Origin of the sequence: Bacillus rugosus, from assembly GCF_023238245.1 — a bacterium.
Classification (GTDB): Bacteria; Bacillota; Bacilli; order Bacillales; family Bacillaceae; genus Bacillus; species Bacillus rugosus.
The window spans coordinates 2,436,201-2,452,351 of the sequence record NZ_CP096590.1; the positions used below are offsets into that span (position 1 = coordinate 2,436,201).

The following is a 16,151-nucleotide window of genomic DNA, read 5'->3' on the forward strand; positions in this document are numbered from 1 at the left end:
AAGGTGATGACATTGATTGGCCAGCGTATTAAACAATACCGTAAAGAAAAAGGCTACTCACTATCAGAACTAGCTGAAAAAGCTGGGGTAGCGAAGTCTTATTTAAGCTCAATAGAACGAAATCTACAAACGAACCCCTCCATTCAATTTCTCGAAAAAGTCTCCGCTGTTCTGGACGTCTCGGTTCATACTTTGCTCGATGAGAAACATGAATCCGAATACGATGGTCAATTAGATAGTGAATGGGAGAAATTGGTTCGCGATGCAATGACATCCGGGGTATCGAAAAAACAATTTCGTGAATTTTTAGATTATCAAAAATGGAGAAAATCCCAAAAAGAGGAGTAGTGCCTGAGCAGAGGCACTGACTCCTCTTTTGTCAATCAACATAGAAACGGCCCAGTACATGATATACTGGGCCATCTTTTTTTTGCTGCTATTAATTTTTATCCTCACTGTGCGCCTTTTCATTTTCTTTCACGTAACCGTCTTTATCAGTATGTTCCTTTTTGATTGTCAAGCCATTCCATTGTGTCGCTTCAAATGAGAACTGAAGCTGAATGGAGTTGCCTTGATATTTATTTTGAACCATTAGACCGTTTTCATCTTTTGTTTTGTCGTCTTTGAATTGGATTTCCATTTGAACTTGATCGAAATCAGTCGGTGTTTTTGGAATACCATCATATTCAGGAGCGGTTTTACCGTCAATTGTTGCTACATTGACTTTACCGCTTGCATTTAAGAATTTAGGGTCAATTTGTTTTTTGATTTTTTCAGTAGCCGCTGCATCATTCTTAGCGGACATCAAATACAAGTCCTTGAGATTGGCATCATCTAAAATAATATTTTTCGGGTATCCATTGCCGCCCTCTTTTCCAACTGTCAATAGAGTCACTTCAAACTGGCTGAGAAAATCTTCTGCAGATGTATTGCTGCCGCCGTTTGCTTTAAATTCACCGTAATTCAGTGCCATTAATACTTCTTTGATCGCAAGTGAGCCGTTATTTTCAAAATGGAAGTCTTTCGTCAATTTGTCTCCCGGCTTTAGATTTGACAGGTTAACACTCGCTGAATTTTCTTTAGCAGATAAATCAAGCGTACCTGACGCAAAAGTAGCATCCGTTGATTTAATGTCGTTAAATGCTGCCCATGTTCCTCCGCCAACTAAAGCTAATCCTAGTGCCGCAGAAGCAACTCCTAAACTTAATTTCTTTTTCATACCCATGGCAAACTCCCCTTTTATTGAATGATATTATATCGAAACCTGTTGCCAGGTTTACAACTGATGTTAAGTGGACATGGTGCTGTCCTTTGCATCTGTTTCCAAGGCTTTTGTCTTTCTTTCAATTTCTCTAATAGCACTGCTGATCGTCACAAAAGCGTACACCAGCAGCATCACGCCGGGAACAATCAGTAAAACAGCAGTTCCGATCGGCTGACTGGCAAAATGAAGCATATAGCCGGCATATGGAAGCTGAAAACCTGTATATTGCGCGCGGACATTTTCATCCGATACAAGCGCTGAATCAGCTGCTGCATTATTGTCCCCTTTTGTTTTAAATAACAAATGGTCTCCTTGCTTCGTTATGTCAACAATCCTGTGGGTGACCGCCGTATTTGCATCCTGCATAAATGTAATGACGTCACCCTTTTGGAGCTCCTTCTTATCAGTGATCTCTTTGACCAATATTAAGGAACCTGTGTTGAACTCCGGCTCCATTGAACCTGACAATACTGATTTTAGCGTGTATCCAAACACTGCCGGCTCTCCCCCGGATGAACGCGTTGATATCACGACAAGTGTCAGCACAATAATGAGAGTAAAGATGATCACGTAGAGAATATTACTGATCAGCTTCATTGCTTTTTTCATCCTCTTCCCCGCTTTCTTTCTGAACTGATTGAGTTTCTTTTTCTTCTGTTGCCGCTTCTTGAGATGTATCTTCTTTATTTGATTTATCTTGATCCTTTTGTGATGTTTCCTTCTCCTTTTTGACGGCCGGCTTTGTTTCTTTTTTCGGAACCGTCGGTTTTTCATCGCATTTTGCAAGCGTCATAGGCTCTGACCACTCAAATGTACGGCCGTCTGCCGGATAGCCGGCCGGTTTGTAAATTTTAAATGCAAAAATGCCCGGTTTCATTTTTTTCTTCGTTTCGATTTTATAAAGTGAATCGCCGATTTGTTTGGAAACGAACCCTTTTTCGATCACGTTCCCATCCTTTAACGGTTTGCGGGCATTTTCCAGCTTATGAAGCTCCCACTCCCACTTTGATGTCCTAAGTTTCTCGCCTGTATTTTCGAGCTCAGCAAATAGAGCGACAGGTGAGCATACAGTACCTTTCGTATTCGTTTGATCTGACAGGTGCAAATCACTCTGATCCCATCGTTTATCATAATGGCAGTTTTTATCTGTATGCTGAAAGTCTGTACACGTTTGAAGCGAGACATCAAATGTTTCAATATCATGAAAAGCAGCGCTTGTATCACCGGAAAATTGCAGGCATATCGCGGCAGTCAGACTGAAAATGACTGAAAGCTGAAAAATGAGCAGAACTTTCAGTTTCGTCTTCGCCTTCTGCTGATTGCGAAACAATCGAAACATATCTTACCTCCTGTAAAACACTGTCACTTGATATAACGATCGTTCTTTTTAAAGAACCACACAAATAGAGTATAATCAACGTTTAATCGATTGAAAAACACCAAAAACATTCATTTTGTTCGTTTAAAAGAATGTTTTCATCATATTACAAAGTCTTACTCAGTATTGCTCACCTTTTTGATTTTTTGAAATTTTTGGGATTGTTATGTGAGAAATTAAATGCATAGCCAATTATGATTTGGTAATAATACACAAAGAAAGGGTGACAGCATAATGATCAAACAATGTGTGATTTGTCTTTCTCTTCTCGTTTTCGGTAACTCTGCCGTTCACGCAGAAGAAGCACCGCTTGTGACCGCCCGACACATGTCCAAATGGGAAGAGCTTGCAGTCAAAGAAGCAAAAAAAAGGTACCCGCTCGCTCAGGTACTGTTCAAACAAAAAGTATGGGACCGCAAAAGAAAAGATGAAGCAGTGAAGCAATACCATTTAACTCTGAGGGAAGGGTCAAAGGAATTCGGCGTATTTGTGACGATTTCATTTGATCCCTATAGCCAAAAGGTCAATAAAATTGCCATATTAGAAGAATATCAATAAGGTCCTCCATTTTTTGAAGGACCTTATTCGTTACATTTGCTATTATTTTTTCCGTTTCATCCATAGCCTGAAACCATAAGGTAAAATACCGAACCAATGCTGTGAAGCGGGAGTTTTAGTTTCTCTCCGCACCTCTTTTCGTTCTTTTCGCTCATCTTTCGGAGTATCTATATATTTGACAAATTGCTGAGTCATATATTTGACATAATCATTCGTTTTCACGTGATCACCTCATCATTCAATTATTATGAAGTGTTGGCTCACATGACTTTTTTTATACCTATTCTCTGCTTTATTCTGTCCACCTCAGCAGCTTTTTCTGTTTTTGATCAAACACGATCTGTACAGATCTTTCTGTTCCAGACTCCGTCAACGCTTTTAGGTTGATTTCTTTTTGCTCTTTTATCGATGTATCGTGAATGTAATAAGAAACCTGTCCATATGGAAACTGCTGCGAACCCTTTTGGCCTCTCCGTTGCTCAAGAACATGCCGAATTGATAGAAGCGCGCCATTCTGAAGCAAATTCTCTCCTGTGTAAAACTCTTTTGTTTCCTTTTCAAACATGCAGCGTGAAACATATTGAGCAGCAGTAAAGTTTACGATCAGCAGCACCAGCGCAGACACAAAAAGAACAGCTGGATAAATAAACCCTTTCGAACGGTACATTTATCCTCCTCCTAAAGATGTATAAATCGGAAAAGCAGTTTGATACACTTTTTGGCTTTCACTCTCAATTTTCAGCAAAACAGCACCATTTTTAATATCGGCTCTCATGGCTGTAATATGATCTAGAATCGGAACATGGCCTTTGCCATCTACCCTTTTTCTTATCATCGATTGATAGGTTTCAAAACGGATGTCTTGCCCAGAAGGATTGGTACAGATCAACACGCTCCCATGCTCAGCTGTCTTGACTGCGTGTGACTGCTTGCACTCGTTCATCATTTGTTCCACCGAAATCATCCATTCCTGCTGTGTGAAAGCGTCATGTTCCTGCTGCCGTGACAAAAAAAGATGGAAGATCGTAGCTAACGATCCTGATATGAGCAAAAAGACGGAAAGTGAAAATAATACGTTAAGAAGCGTATAGCCAGTCTGTCCGCAGAATGCTGAGGCAAAATGGTTTTTCTTTATAAGCTGCTGCTGAGATGCATACGTTTTGATATTCCCGCTCCTCCTCCCACTTTAGCGTATAGTTATTATTGTTAGTCGTAACCGTTTTTTCCTCAGTTCCTTCACCTGTCATCATATATTTGCTAATGCTTTCATTCATCATCTGGTAGCCTATTTCTCGAGATTCCGCCATATTTTCATCAGCTATCAGCTTGTTCCACAATGGAACGACTGTCAGCAGCAGAAACAGCCATAGACTTAGCGCAGACATTGTTTCTATTGTTGAAAAACCTTTATTTTCTCTCCACATTGACTCTCCCGCTCCCTAAATAAACTGTTATGTCATAAGCGGCATGCCCTTTTACTCGTATTTTCCCGCCTGCATTCGGGTGTCCTTTCTCATTAAATTCCAAACGGTCTTTTAATGTCTGCGGTTCTATAGAAAGTCCCGTGGCATACGGACGTTCAATTACCGTATCCCCCATAACTAATTGATATTCTTTTCTCTGAAAGAGAATTTTTGTTCTTTGATGACTGGAAATTGCAGTTTGCTGTGCAAGCATAATATCGTTTTTCAGCTGCCATGCTGCCTGACGGACAGCTGTGTTGTCATAAGCAGGAGGAAGTGTGGTAAACACGGCAATCAAGAGGATAGAGGCGAGGCTTAACACAAGCAAACTTTCTAAAAGGGTAAATCCCTCCTCCTCGTTTAATTTACTGTTCAACCTTAACTTCCCCGCCAGTGATGATAATGTGCTTTCCATTTGGACAAACTGCATCCTTTTTCACATAGCCCTCTGATTGTAAATCAGCGAGACTCGGTGTCTGTCCTTCATGATCAAGCTCAAATGCAGTCATTTGTGCCTTAATCATGTTTTGCAGGCCTTCACACCCCTTCTTTTGAATGGTTTGATTATGTTTCGTGACGTTCGGTATCGTAATTAAAAGCAAGATCGAAATAATAAAGAGCACAATTAACATTTCAACAAGTGTAAATCCTTTCTCATTCATCGGCCTCTTCCTTTCACATTTGATTCATCATCTGATACATAGGTAAAAGCATGGATAAATACACAATTAAGATCATCGCTGCAACAAATCCATAAATCATAGGCTGAAGGATGCCTGTCCATTTTTGGGTCTTGTGCTCCAGCCGCTGCAATATGAACTGGCTGTATGTGAAAAGCTCCCGATCGAGGCGGCCGCTCAGCTGGCCGTGAGATATCACTTTTGAAAAATCAGTTTCATAAAAAGGGCTTTCACAAATTGCGGTTTCAATTGATTCACCAGCTTTTAGCCGTTCAATCACTTGTTCAGCCTCGCAACGGTAAAAAGGAAGAAACGTTTGATGTTTAAATGCGTTAAGGCTGTCATAAATTGAGAGACCTGATTGTAAAAGGCTGCTTAGCTGCAAAGAAAAAAAGTAACTGTTAAACAGCCTGACAAGGTTTCCAACCAAAGGAATTCTGACACAAATAAGCATTTGCCGGACAGGTGATTTTTTCTTAAACACAAGCCAATAATAAAGCCCGAAACCTGCTGCAAAAAGAGCCAACAAAATGATTACAAGATCAATATGCTGAAAAATAGCAAAAAGCATGTCAGTGGAACGTGTGGTTTCCATATTCATCGATTGATAAATACCGGAAAACTGAGGAATAATGATAGACTGTAACATATAAAACATGACAGCGACTGTGAAGATGAGGAAAAGCGGATATCGCAGCACCCTTTTCAGCTGGTCTGCCTGTGCAATTTTTCGTTCAAGCAGCTCTCCGCTCTGGATCATGGAAGCAGGCAGTTCACCATGTGTTTCAGCAAAATAACAAATACCTACGGCTTCCTTATGAAATGACAAACTCTTTAATACTTGATAAAACGGAGCTCCTTCTCTCAAACGAGTGATCGCGTCAGTCAAGTCAGCCGCCTGCTTCTTATTCATCTGAAGTTCCATCAGGCGTATTCCATCCAGAAGCGTATATCCGCCCGCCGTCATTTCACCGAGCCGCTTCAATAACTGGGCTTGATCCTTTAACGGCCAGGTTTTTCTAATCTGTTTCATGATAAACCCACCGGTCATAGTTGTTTGTCGTCAAGTAGCCGAGTGCAATTCCTTTTCTGATAATTTGACGTAGCGTTTGATATTGGTAATTTGCATGATTTCCTTTTGCCTCCTGAATACATTGTTGAAGATTTTTTCCGTAAAGGAGCTCATACACGCTTGCTCTCCTGGTGTTTCGTGACTGGCGGCAATACACTGATGAACATCTGTTTTCACAAAACGGGCAAGCCAAATCAACCAAGCGCTGAGCCGCTATTGCAATCACAGTCTGTTCGATTTCATTCATATTCACACCGAATTCAAGCAGTCTGTAAATCGCACCCTTCGCATCTCTCGTATGAAGGCTCGTCAGCACCAGATGCCCCGTCATCGCTGCCCGAACCGCAATTTTAGCTGTTTCCGCGTCTCTAATCTCACCTAAAATAATCATATCCGGGTCATGACGCAAAATAGCCTTCAGCCCTGCGGAATATGTCACACCGGCTTTTTCATTCACCTGCACTTGAAGAACATCCTCGTCCCTTGTTTCAACAGGATCCTCCAGTGTGACAATATTTCGATTAAAGTGTTTTTTTGCATATTGAACAAGAGAGTATAATGTGGTGGTCTTCCCTGAACCAGTCGGCCCGGTAAAAATGAGCATGCCATGGGAATGTTTTAAAAATGATAGTAAAGTGGCTCCAGTCTTCGGAAATAACGACAGTTTATCAATCGAAGGGATATGGTATTGAGGCATCACTCTGATCACGAGGCTTTCTTCATTAATTGTGGGGAGCGTTGACATTCTTAAATGAACATTTCCCTCTTCAAGCTTTAGCGTAAGCGACCCATTTTGTGGCTTTCGCCTTTCCCCTATATCCATCGCTGAGAGAAATTTAAAATGTGAAATCAATCTTACGCACTCTTCTTTTTTCATGTTCCTTTTTTTCAGTAGGGCATGATCAACCCGAAAATGAATGATGGCGTCCCGCTCCCTCGGTACAATGTGAATATCAGAAGCCTTTGTTATATATGCCTCTTTAATCAAGGTTCTGCTTATCTTTTCTATTGAATCCAATTTGTTTCCCTCTCCTTTCAATGCGTATTGTAGAAAAAGAAGGACCGGTAATCAAACAGGGAAAAAGTGATTTCTTGAGATGTTATATGTAGAAAAATCAATTCCTGCTGGCAGAAACGATTGTTTCAGCTGAATGTACCTCATTGATTTCATTATTTTCTCAATAAAAAAGCAGGCATGATAATCATCATGCCTGTTCACTCCATCTTTCATTATGCTGATTTTGAAATTTCACTTAATGCTTCTCCGGCTTTTTGATCAGTATCCTTCTCAACTGAAAGATCGCCTAATGCAACAATACCGGCAATTCGTTCGTTCTCAATAATCGGTAAACGGCGGATTTGGTGCTCTGCCATAAGCTGCCCCGCTTCTTCAGCAGACATATCAGGATGGCCGGATACGATGTCAGTGCTCATGATGTCACTTGCATTTGCATCCATCTGACTTTCAGCTAAGCATCTCGTCACAATATCCCGATCAGAAACAATCCCCTGAAGTGTGCCATTTTCACAGATAGGAATAGAACCGACATTGGAGTCTCTCATCTTTTTCGCTAGTTCCGTGATTGAAGCGGTTAGTTCACAGCATTCTACATTCTTTGTCATGATGTCTCTTATTTTCATTTCCATTCCTCCTTTACCGTATTCTATTTATTCTTTATCCGCTGCACAAAAAATGAAACCTCCTACAGTGTCCGCCTTTTTCGAGATTTCTTCTTCCGCTCCTGCAGCATATCTCCCGTCCAGCCTTTCTTCTTCAAGTATAGGTAGATCAGGACTGTAGACGTGAAAATCAATAAGAGAGAAAAGAGATATCCGTATTTCCAATTCAGCTCAGGCATCACTGAAAAGTTCATCCCCCAGAGGGCACCGAGTGCTGTAACCGGCGTAAAAAGCGTCGTGAAAATGGTCAGCGCTTTGAATATTTCATTTCCCCTGTGAGAGGTAATGACTTCCTCTGAATGCAACAGACTATTAAGCTCCCCTTCAAATTCACTAATGTATGTAAACCCCCTGTCAATTTTGAGTTGTATCCGTTGATAAACCTTTTTCCCTTCATTTTGGGGCAAAAAGGTTTCTTTCAATGCCATTTCAATTTTTTTAGTGCTTAGGATTAAGTTTTTCCAGACCATCAGCTCATGGTGCAGGAGATGGACACGATTTAAAATGCTTTTGCTATTATCGTCTTTGATTTGCCACCTGAGCTTTCTCAGCTTTACTTCAAATTCATCTAAACCGATTAGATACACATTCATTAACTCGCCGAGAAGGATCAAAAATCCCTCCATGGTACTATCCGCTCTTTCCATTTGCTGGACAACTTGTTTTCCCTTAATCCCCTTCAAAATCGAAAAGTCAAAGTTAATTGTGAAAAAATATTGCCTAGTTATATAAAAGTGAAAAACGGTATGGTCTTTTTCCTCACCCAGCCCTTGATCATATACAATCGAGCCAAACACCGCTTCATTTTCCCTTTCAGTCGTGTCTACGCGCAAAAAATTAATATGATGGTTATTTTCAAACCACTTTTCACACTGAGGCCAGTGAGAAAAATGGATCAGATCTCTCGCCTTATTTCTTTCCTGGGGGCCCATTTGGTACCAAAACCAATCCTTTCCCGTATGTGCCTTCATGTCAAGCTCCTCCAAACTTTTGTTCTTTTATTCTTTAATTGCCCAATAAAGGCATCACTAAACCATGCAGCCGCTTCTACGCATGTTTTGCGAATAATTTCAGGTGGTATGGAATGTAGAAAGACATCGGAAAAGGGAGGTGCATGCCTTCCTTGGAGAAGGCAATTGTTTTGGAATTTATCAATTTACTAGCAGTCGCTATTCTTATTTTGTTAACAGGATTTTTTGTTGCCGCAGAATTTTCAATTGTAAAAGTGCGGCGATCCAGAATTGATCAGCTTGTCGCAAAAGGAAAGAAAGGTGCTAAAGCGGCAAAGCATGTCATCACTCACCTTGATGAATATTTATCAGCCTGTCAGCTGGGTATCACAGTCGCAGCTTTAGGACTGGGCTGGCTTGGGGAACCGACTGTGCAAACTCTGCTTCGGCCGCTTTTTCATAAAGCAGGCTTAAATGAATCTCTGACCCACCTTCTTTCACTTGTCATCGCCTTTTTAACGGTGACATATTTAAACGTCGTCATCGGGGAGCTGGCGCCTAAGAGTTTCGCCATTCAAAAAGCAGAAAGCATTACATTGATGCTCGCCAAACCGCTTATTTGGTTTTATAAGATCATGTTTCCATTCATTTGGCTGCTGAACCACTCTGCCCGGTTGATTACAGGGGCGTTTGGGCTGAAGCCGGCATCAGAGCATGAGCTGGCGTATACGGAGGAAGAGCTGCGGGTTCTTTTGGCTGAAAGCTATAAAAGCGGTGAAATCAAAAAAAGTGAATTAAAATACATGAATAATGTCTTTACCTTTGATAAACGAATGGCAAAGGAAATCATGGTGCCGCGAAATGAAATGGTCAGTTTGTCACTTGATGAAGATGCCATCCCAAATCTGCAGGAAACAGTGAAGCAAACAAAATATACCCGGTACCCAGTTGTCAGAGAGGATAAAGATAATGTCATTGGCGTAATCAATATGAAAGAAGTGCTGTTTTCAATGCTGTCGAAAGATTTTTCACTTAAAAAGCAGCAAATTAAACCTTTCATTCAGCCTGTTATCCACGTTATTGAGACCATTCCTATTTATAAATTACTGCTTAAAATGCAAAAGGAACGCACTCATATGGCGATCCTCATTGATGAATATGGCGGGACTTCCGGTTTGGTCACTGTCGAGGATATTATAGAAGAAATTGTAGGAGAAATCCGCGATGAATTTGATGCAGATGAAGTGCCTCATATCCGCGAGCTCGGAAAGGATCACTACTTATTAAATGCAAAATTATTAATCAGCGATGTAAACAATCTGCTTGGAACGGATTTATCAGACGCAGAAGTGGACACCTTGGGCGGCTGGTTTCTGACACAAAACATAGACGCCGAGCCTGAAAGTGTCATTGAATATGACGGCTACTCATTTAAGGTAAAAGACATCGACAGCCATCACATTTTATTTATAGAAGTAAAAAAAGCTGAATAGCCCGAGGGAGGCTGTTCAGCTGCTTTACTTCAGGATGAACATGGTGATACATCAACACTCTTCTATTTTAAATCCTTTATTGGCCAAGGCTTTAGCAAGACTTTGCTCGGTTTTTACATTCGAAAAATCCAGCCCCAGCTTCACCACGGTTTGGGCAATTTCAGGTCTGATACCTGAAATAATTGTCTCAATGCCAAGCAGTTTAGTGCTGTCAATCACTTTAAAAATTTGATAGGCCACCATTGTATCGACGATTGGAACGCCCGAAATATCTAAAAATAAATACGAGAGCTTTAACGCTGAACACTGCTGTAGCACCGACTCCAAAATCGTCCTCGCTCTGTACGTATCAATTTCACCGACAAGCGGAAGAATCCCTATTCCCTCAGAAATCGGCATAATCGGCGCACTCAATTCATTAATCATTTCTTTTTGCGCGTTTAATTGTATCATGGTGACCTGGTAGTATTCTTCAGTAAACACTTCGATGATCTCATCAATGGTTTGATTCAAAATCTGGCTCCACTCACAAATGTCCTGAATGCTGATTTCTTGAGATGAGGCTTCGCTGAACTTCTGAATCCATTCAAACATGATGTGTCTGAAGGTGTTAAATTGGCCGACACTTTCTGTTACAGTCACTTCATGAACGACACGGTCTCTCGCACATTGAAGAGACCATCGATTGAGCTCATCCTTTACGTCATCTGCTTTTTTAAGGGATTTCGCCACGATGGTCACTAATGATTCGTGCTGCTCTTTTAACTTTTGTTCTAATTTTTGCTGGTCTTTAGCGTTATGCAGCCAGCTTCCTTTTGACGTACAAGTTTCCAGCCATTGTTTCATAATATCTTCTTTGTGCTCTGTAACATGCTGATCAAGAGCTATCATCTTAATGAGCTACCTCCTGTTCTTTTGAAAAAATTTATGCTTCATATGTATAACGCGTCTGCCTCTACACATACTATGTTTACATTCAATGGGCTATAGCCAAGCGGTAAGGCAATGGACTTTGACTCCGTGATCGTTGGTTCGAATCCAGCTAGCCCAGTTTCTGAACAGGTGAAAAACCGAAGATAAGCTGATTCGTATAAAATCAGCGGATCTTCGGTTTTTCATCATCATGCAGATTGATGAACTGTTTTCTTCTTCGATAACTTCAACAGCTCTCCCGGATTATAACCGATTACCAGCTTTTTGTTGTCTACAAGAATCGGACGTCGCAAAAGCTTCGGCTTCTCGATTAAAAGTTCCAGCACCTCATTTACCGTCATCTCTTCGATGTTTAGATTTAAATTTTTGAAGGTTTGGCTTCTTGTCGCTAAAATTTCATCAATTCCTTCTGTCGTTAATGATAAAATGTACCTTAATTCTTCCACTGTCGGGGTTTCTCTGAATAAGTGCCGTTCGTTAAATTCGATTTGATGCGCTTTGAGCCAATGTTTTGTTTTTCGGCATGACGTGCAGCTCGGATATGAGTAAAAAATTAATTGTTCCATTCGTTTTTTTCCTCCTCAGTTAACCATCTCTTTGTAGAATAACTACCCGGATCATTTTTTCTTTAAACCATTTACAGAACTTTTTTTCGGATTATTTTTAAAAACCATTCATATAATAGAAAACGCAATCAAAGGAACAAATTCCATTTGTATATCAATAATGAAAATGTTTACATTTATAGGTGTGATCTATTATAATAACAGTCAGAGGGACTCTCGGGAGGGGATAAAAATGAATCGCATGTTCCGGGTGCTGGGATTTTGGACGGGAATTTTTGCAGTCATGTTTTATTTAGGTGATATGAAAGATGCTTCCCTTTTATTTTTTGGACAGACGATCTTATTTGTATTCCTATCGTATTTGAACTTAACTGAACGCATGTATATTTATATTTTCGGGGCATATTTAACGATTTTCTTCGCCGGCTTTACATATTACTCGATTTTTATTATGGTGCCCGGCGGCGGAGGGCATTAAATGCAAAAAGAGACAAACCTTATCGGTTTGTCTCTTTTTTTACAATGAAAACCCATTTAAAAACGGATTTTGATCCTGCTCTGTCTGCACGTCTGTTTCAGGGCCATGGCCGCTTAACACTAGCGTGTGCTCCGGCAGCGTAAGCAGTTTTTCATGAATGGAGGTCAGCAGCGTCTCTTGATCGCCGCCTATCAAATCCGTACGCCCTATGCCGCCTTGAAACAGGACATCTCCGGAGATCACCAAGTCTGCATCCTTCACGTAGTAAGAAACACTGCCTGGCGAATGTCCCGGCGTAAATAATGTTTCCAAATGAAACGGTCCGATATTCAGCTCACCGTCTCCTTCAATCAGATGATCTGCAGGCTTAGCTGTGACTTCTATCCCTCGCAGCATGCCGGAGCCGTTTAAAGAGGCATCCGTAAGCCAATTCTTTTCATTCTGATGTAGGTAAACAGGGATATCCCATTTTTCTCTCACTTCATCAAGCGCCCCTATATGGTCAAAATGGGCATGTGTAAGCAAAATGGCTAAAGGCGTCAGCCCTTTTTCTTTTATGTATTGATTGATTTTATTTCCTTCGCCGCCCGGATCAAAAATCAGGCATTGATCATCATTGATGAGAAAATATGCGTTCGCTTGAATCGGCCCTACTGGCATCCGTCTCCATTTCACTTATATCACCTCTTTCTTTTTTATGCTTTTATTATGAAGGTTTTTGAAAAAAGATTCAAACAATCACAATGAAAACGCTATCGACAAACCTATAAAAAACAGGTAGAATAAAAATGGAAAGAATTGCAGGTTTTTCAATGTAAAGGGGGCTGCGTAATGTTACTTGTCGTGATTTTCGGCCTTGTCGCTCTTTTCGCTTTATGGGGAGTCTTGCGTTCTGTTAAAAATAGAAATATACTTGGATTTTTATTGGCCGGAGCCACCTTATTTGTCTTTGGCTGGTTTACCGTGATGACCGTGATAAACAGCGGCTATCCAACCGCACATTAAAACCTGTATCCGATCGGATACAGGTTTGTTTTTATTGCTGTAAATGTTTATTGACACTTTCTATTTTGCTTTCAAGCGTCGTTTTTTTGTCACGCCTGTCATCGATGCGGATATTGGTCGCCACTCTGTGCAGCCCTTTTTGAAACGGCGATTCGTGAATTGCCTGAATGACTGTGAAAAGGTCACTGAGCTCTCCCTCGATGAGCGTATTCATCGGTGTCAGCTGATATTTGATTTTCCCTTCAGCTTTATACTCTTCTAAAATCTTTTGCACATCGGCCACGTAAGCACTTACACTAGGTGTTTCGGTACCGATTGGGATAATGGTTACATCTGCGATAGCCATCGTTATTCCATCTCCTTTTGATCAATGATGAGTTGCTTCATTTCATGTGATTTCAAAAAAATGAACTGCTCAAAATGAAAGCCGTATAATGCATATTTACCGTTTGGAGATATTTGAATCGGCTCCATTTCCGGCAGAGAGAAAAGATCTTTTGCCTTTCCCGATGCCGTATTGACAGCTGCAAGCATATATGCATCGCCGCTTTCTTTAAACGTATAAAACAGGCCTTTTGCTTCATCATAGTCATACTCCATCGGAGCCAAACTTGTATATTTCGTTTGGAGCGGCCATTCCGCTGTAACTGGCGATTTTGTTTGTGGCGTTTTAAACTGATACGTCCCTTTATCTCCGGAAGCTGATTTGACGCTAAAACTCATTTGATGGAAAGAATCCAAGAAAAGAACGTCGTCCTCGAGCTTCTGTTCCGCTTTGGATACTGTATCGAACGTATATAAAGGCCCTGACTTATCGTCTCTTCCCTCTTTTACATAATCAAACGTGTTTTTGGATGTCCAGTGAATAAACGGAACCTGCACCGGACTTAAGGAAGACTCGTCTTTTTTAGCATCCACCTGATATGTATGAAAATCCCAGTTTTCAGTGAATACCGTGACCATTATTTGATAAGGATCATATTGATTCCAAGCAGCCTCAAGCTCATACGTTTCGTAATCTTTTTGGTAAAGCGTCTCTCCTTTTGCATTAAGCAAAACCACTGTCGTCTTTTGGCTGTGCGTGATTTGCAGCAGAATCATCTGCTTCCTCGGATTGATTTGAACATCAACGATTTGACCATCCGTTTGATAGAGCTTTTTCGCTGTACCGCTAAAGATGCGGTATGCAAAAAGCTCCGTTTTCGTCGGATCAGACGCGGTATATAAAATTGTGCTGTTATTAAGCCATCCTTCTGCCCCGTCTGCTTTTTCCGCGGAAAGCGGTATGATGTCCTTTTCCTCATCTTTTGCCGCCGATGCCTGTTTTCGCTGCTGATGAGATGGTTCGCATGCCGATAAACTAAACAGCAATGCCGACAGCAGAATGAAACAAACTGATCTCATCAGCTTCCCCTCCGATCATCTCTATTGTCTCATATTTGTTTCGGCAGAAAAAAGAAAAAGTTTCAGTTACTCATGAAAAAATAACGCCCTCCACAAAATGCCGTTTGTGGCGTTATAAATATGTGAAAACTGCTGAAACGGTAAAGGATTTTGGCCTTTTCCAAGTTCCACCGTATACCCTTCTTTAAAATAATGGTGAATAAACCAATCGCGAAATCCCGCATAGCTGTCTATATCCCTTATTCCTTTATAAATGTTCCCGCTTAACTTCTCAAAATCCTTTATGACAGCAGCAGATTCTTCTGGCTCAAGGCCTTTATAGCCCCAATAAATTTCTTCTCCCTGAGTATGGAGAGCCAGCAGTCTGTCAGGCGGATTCTCCGTTATCAACCGGTACATCGCAATGGATTCCGGCTCCGTAAGCGGAGAGATTCCCGGAAAATCGCGGTAGCTGGGTGCTGCCGGTTTGCGGTATTTTTCAATTTCCCATAACGACGGAAATTGTTTATTTAAATCGACCCCGTTTATGTTCGCCTTCCATTCATTAAAATTCGGACGATGTTCATTTAGCCTTTCAAGTTCATCTTTCCTGGCTTCCATGCCTTCTGATCCGTTCAAGACAAGATCAACACCATCAGGATTAACAAGAGGTACGAGAGACAAGGATGTGCTGCTGAACAGCTTCATGGGAGAGTAGCCGAATAAAGGCGAGTTGCAGCATAATGATATACAGTATTCCTTAAACCATTTCAGCAGGACAGACGTTGTGATCCACTCATTCGCATGAAATGAGGCGTTCATATGGACCTTTTTTTCGGCATGGTCCCCACCAGTCTTCAGCTCCCAGATTGGCCTGCCGAGTACTGAACGGCCGATTTCCCGGCATGAGACAAACGGAAACACATCAATGATCTTCTTTATTTCCTTTTCAACAGCTGTATCATCATAAATTTTTTCTTGCTCGACCCAGTTATCAGAAAGGTCCAGCTGCCGATGCTGTAAAAAGCTCTTTATGTCCTGGATAGTTTGAAACTCCTTATCGTTACGCTCTTCAATCATATAACCAGGACAATACAATTGATGTTTCTGTGCCGAGCGATTTGCAGTTCTAAGCAAATCCTCGTCTATCTTCAACTCTCTCGCCACTCTGGACAAATTGTGCTTGATCTCAGGTTTTACCGTAATAAACGCCATCATCATCCCCCTTTTTGTTACTATATGACAGCG

The 16,151-nt window shown here is 41.1% G+C and carries 24 protein-coding genes and 1 tRNA gene; 6 read left to right on the top strand and 19 right to left on the bottom strand.

The genetic code is table 11. The annotated features are described in order from the left end of the window. Positions 1-12 precede the first annotated feature (12 nt). Entirely contained in the window at positions 13-348 is a 336-nt protein-coding gene (sinR, locus tag M0696_RS12205) for a transcriptional regulator SinR (protein WP_166850894.1), read from the top strand. 91 nt (positions 349-439) lie between these two features. Here the strand turns inward: sinR and tasA are convergent, their stop codons facing one another. From tasA to tapA, 3 genes are all read right to left on the bottom strand, one after another. Further along, positions 440-1,225 (bottom strand): biofilm matrix protein TasA, encoded by a 786-nt coding sequence (tasA, locus tag M0696_RS12210; protein ID WP_166850876.1) that lies wholly within the window; start codon positions 1,223-1,225, stop codon positions 440-442. A gap of 63 nt (positions 1,226-1,288) precedes the next feature. Then, on the bottom strand, positions 1,289-1,861 hold the full coding sequence (gene sipW / locus M0696_RS12215; protein ID WP_166854631.1) for a signal peptidase I SipW: 573 nt from the start codon (positions 1,859-1,861) through the stop codon (positions 1,289-1,291). Then, positions 1,845-2,603, bottom strand: coding sequence for an amyloid fiber anchoring/assembly protein TapA (tapA, locus tag M0696_RS12220; protein ID WP_248601999.1), 759 nt, complete (start codon positions 2,601-2,603; stop codon positions 1,845-1,847). Before tapA ends, sipW begins: the two co-directional genes overlap by 17 nt. A gap of 270 nt (positions 2,604-2,873) precedes the next feature. On the opposite strand from tapA, the gene M0696_RS12225 reads away from it, so the two are divergent. Next, positions 2,874-3,200, top strand: a complete 327-nt coding sequence (locus M0696_RS12225) for a YqzG/YhdC family protein (protein ID WP_222143412.1) — start codon at positions 2,874-2,876, stop codon at positions 3,198-3,200. Positions 3,201-3,242: 42 nt separating this feature from the next. Here the strand turns inward: M0696_RS12225 and M0696_RS12230 are convergent, their stop codons facing one another. The 10 genes from M0696_RS12230 to M0696_RS12275 form a co-directional block, all read right to left on the bottom strand. After that, entirely contained in the window at positions 3,243-3,422 is a 180-nt protein-coding gene (locus M0696_RS12230; protein WP_166850851.1) for a YqzE family protein, read from the bottom strand. A 70-nt stretch (positions 3,423-3,492) separates the two neighbouring features. Continuing rightward, entirely contained in the window at positions 3,493-3,867 is a 375-nt protein-coding gene (comGG, locus tag M0696_RS12235; protein ID WP_166850848.1) for a competence type IV pilus minor pilin ComGG, read from the bottom strand. After that, on the bottom strand, positions 3,868-4,251 hold the full coding sequence (comGF, locus tag M0696_RS12240) for a competence type IV pilus minor pilin ComGF (protein WP_248602000.1): 384 nt from the start codon (positions 4,249-4,251) through the stop codon (positions 3,868-3,870). 25 nt (positions 4,252-4,276) lie between these two features. Further along, positions 4,277-4,624, bottom strand: a complete 348-nt coding sequence (gene comGE / locus M0696_RS12245; RefSeq protein ID WP_166850846.1) for a competence type IV pilus minor pilin ComGE — start codon at positions 4,622-4,624, stop codon at positions 4,277-4,279. Further along, a complete protein-coding gene (gene comGD / locus M0696_RS12250) occupies positions 4,608-5,039 on the bottom strand; it encodes a competence type IV pilus minor pilin ComGD (protein ID WP_166850843.1) in 432 nt (143 codons plus the stop codon). Before comGD ends, comGE begins: the two co-directional genes overlap by 17 nt. Then, positions 5,029-5,325, bottom strand: coding sequence for a comG operon protein ComGC (comGC, locus tag M0696_RS12255; protein WP_166850840.1), 297 nt, complete (start codon positions 5,323-5,325; stop codon positions 5,029-5,031). The genes comGD and comGC overlap by 11 nt, the downstream gene beginning before the upstream one ends. A gap of 13 nt (positions 5,326-5,338) precedes the next feature. Next, positions 5,339-6,376 (bottom strand): competence type IV pilus assembly protein ComGB, encoded by a 1,038-nt coding sequence (comGB, locus tag M0696_RS12260; protein ID WP_222143154.1) that lies wholly within the window; start codon positions 6,374-6,376, stop codon positions 5,339-5,341. Continuing rightward, positions 6,363-7,433 (bottom strand): competence protein ComGA, encoded by a 1,071-nt coding sequence (gene comGA, locus M0696_RS12265; protein ID WP_166850818.1) that lies wholly within the window; start codon positions 7,431-7,433, stop codon positions 6,363-6,365. Before comGA ends, comGB begins: the two co-directional genes overlap by 14 nt. Before the next feature lie 212 nt (positions 7,434-7,645). Continuing rightward, positions 7,646-8,056, bottom strand: a complete 411-nt coding sequence (locus tag M0696_RS12270; RefSeq protein WP_222143155.1) for a CBS domain-containing protein — start codon at positions 8,054-8,056, stop codon at positions 7,646-7,648. 62 nt (positions 8,057-8,118) lie between these two features. After that, complete coding sequence (locus M0696_RS12275) at positions 8,119-9,066, bottom strand: magnesium transporter CorA family protein (RefSeq protein WP_222143156.1); 948 nt, start codon at positions 9,064-9,066, stop codon at positions 8,119-8,121. A 143-nt stretch (positions 9,067-9,209) separates the two neighbouring features. Here M0696_RS12275 and M0696_RS12280 point away from each other — a divergent pair, with 143 nt between their 5' ends. Then, positions 9,210-10,538 (top strand): hemolysin family protein, encoded by a 1,329-nt coding sequence (locus tag M0696_RS12280; protein WP_222143157.1) that lies wholly within the window; start codon positions 9,210-9,212, stop codon positions 10,536-10,538. A gap of 51 nt (positions 10,539-10,589) precedes the next feature. Here M0696_RS12280 and M0696_RS12285 read toward each other — a convergent pair whose 3' ends face one another. Further along, the gene (locus M0696_RS12285; RefSeq protein WP_166850806.1) at positions 10,590-11,429 is read right to left on the bottom strand and encodes an STAS domain-containing protein; all 840 of its coding nucleotides are present in this window, start codon (positions 11,427-11,429) and stop codon (positions 10,590-10,592) included. An 89-nt stretch (positions 11,430-11,518) separates the two neighbouring features. On the opposite strand from M0696_RS12285, the gene M0696_RS12290 reads away from it, so the two are divergent. Next, positions 11,519-11,589 (top strand) — tRNA-Gln (locus M0696_RS12290). A 70-nt stretch (positions 11,590-11,659) separates the two neighbouring features. Here M0696_RS12290 and mgsR read toward each other — a convergent pair. Further along, entirely contained in the window at positions 11,660-12,037 is a 378-nt protein-coding gene (gene mgsR, locus M0696_RS12295) for a transcriptional regulator MgsR (RefSeq protein WP_003226302.1), read from the bottom strand. Between the two features lie 232 nt (positions 12,038-12,269). Here mgsR and M0696_RS12300 point away from each other — a divergent pair, with 232 nt between their 5' ends. Further along, on the top strand, positions 12,270-12,515 hold the full coding sequence (locus M0696_RS12300; protein ID WP_003226300.1) for a DUF2626 domain-containing protein: 246 nt from the start codon (positions 12,270-12,272) through the stop codon (positions 12,513-12,515). 39 nt (positions 12,516-12,554) lie between these two features. On the opposite strand, the gene M0696_RS12305 is transcribed toward M0696_RS12300, so the two are convergent. Further along, positions 12,555-13,190, bottom strand: coding sequence for an MBL fold metallo-hydrolase (locus M0696_RS12305; protein WP_003226297.1), 636 nt, complete (start codon positions 13,188-13,190; stop codon positions 12,555-12,557). A gap of 156 nt (positions 13,191-13,346) precedes the next feature. On the opposite strand from M0696_RS12305, the gene M0696_RS12310 reads away from it, so the two are divergent. Beyond that, positions 13,347-13,520, top strand: coding sequence for a DUF2759 domain-containing protein (locus M0696_RS12310; RefSeq protein ID WP_014114408.1), 174 nt, complete (start codon positions 13,347-13,349; stop codon positions 13,518-13,520). Positions 13,521-13,551: 31 nt separating this feature from the next. Here the strand turns inward: M0696_RS12310 and M0696_RS12315 are convergent, their stop codons facing one another. The 3 genes from M0696_RS12315 to M0696_RS12325 all read right to left on the bottom strand — a co-directional run bounded on the left by M0696_RS12315 (position 13,552) and on the right by M0696_RS12325 (position 16,121). After that, positions 13,552-13,866, bottom strand: coding sequence for an MTH1187 family thiamine-binding protein (locus tag M0696_RS12315; protein ID WP_003226294.1), 315 nt, complete (start codon positions 13,864-13,866; stop codon positions 13,552-13,554). A 2-nt stretch (positions 13,867-13,868) separates the two neighbouring features. Beyond that, positions 13,869-14,924 carry a YqgU-like beta propeller domain-containing protein gene (locus M0696_RS12320; RefSeq protein ID WP_222143158.1) on the bottom strand — a complete coding sequence of 352 codons (1,056 nt, stop codon included), beginning with the start codon at positions 14,922-14,924 and terminating at the stop codon, positions 13,869-13,871. Positions 14,925-14,990: 66 nt separating this feature from the next. After that, positions 14,991-16,121 (bottom strand): M14 family metallopeptidase, encoded by a 1,131-nt coding sequence (locus M0696_RS12325; protein ID WP_222143413.1) that lies wholly within the window; start codon positions 16,119-16,121, stop codon positions 14,991-14,993. Between the last annotated feature and the right edge of the window lie 30 nt (positions 16,122-16,151).